This is a genomic window from Streptomyces nanhaiensis (genome assembly GCF_046614825.1).
In the GTDB taxonomy this organism is placed as follows: Bacteria; Actinomycetota; Actinomycetes; order Streptomycetales; family Streptomycetaceae; genus Streptomyces; species Streptomyces radiopugnans.
This window is the reverse complement of the sequence record NZ_JBKJFM010000368.1, coordinates 1-872: the sequence shown is the minus strand read 5'-3', so window position 1 is coordinate 872 and position 872 is coordinate 1. Positions and strand designations below refer to the sequence as shown.

Annotated in this window: 1 protein-coding gene; it reads left to right on the top strand. The window is 70.4% G+C overall.

What is annotated here, in order from left to right; genetic code table 11:
• On the top strand, positions 1 to 872 hold an 872-nt coding region (locus ACLIYP_RS30635; RefSeq protein ID WP_412716328.1), incomplete at both ends, for an adenosylhomocysteinase.

The window sequence follows — 872 nt, the reverse complement described above, 5'->3', positions numbered from 1 at the left end:
GCCGCGCGGCCGCTGGCCGGGGCGCGGATCACCGGGTCGCTGCACATGACGGTGCAGACGGCGGTGCTGATCGAGACGCTGGTGGCGCTGGGGGCGCGGGTGCGCTGGGCCTCGTGCAACATCTTCTCCACCCAGGACCATGCCGCCGCCGCGGTCGCGGTGGGTCCGGACGGCACGCCGGAGGATCCGCGGGGGGTGCCGGTGTTCGCCTGGAAGGGCGAGAGCCTGCAGGAGTACTGGTGGTGCACCGAGCAGGCGCTGACCTGGCCGGATGCGCCCACCGGCGGGCCGAACATGATTCTGGACGACGGTGGGGACGCCACGCTGCTGGTGCACAAGGGTGTGGAGTACGAGAAGGCCGGCGCGGTGCCGGACGTCTCCACGGCCGAGTCCGAGGAGCACGCGGTGATCCTGGGGCTGCTGGCCCGCACCCTGGCCGAGCGGCCGGGCAAGTGGACGCAGCTGGCCTCGGAGGTCCGGGGGGTGACGGAGGAGACCACCACCGGGGTGCACCGGCTGTACGAGATGCAGCGCGAGGGGGCGCTGCTGTTCCCGGCGATCAACGTCAACGACTCGGTGACCAAGTCGAAGTTCGACAACAAGTACGGCTGCCGCCACTCGCTGATCGACGGGATCAACCGGGCCACCGACACCCTGATCGGCGGCAAGGTGGCGGTGGTGTGCGGGTACGGGGACGTGGGCAAGGGGTGTGCGGAGTCGCTGCGCGGCCAGGGCGCGCGGGTGATCGTCACCGAGATCGATCCGATCTGCGCGCTGCAGGCCGCCATGGACGGCTACCAGGTGGCCACCTTGGAGGAGGTGGTGGAGAGTGCGGACATCTTCGTCACCACCACCGGCAACAAGGACATCAT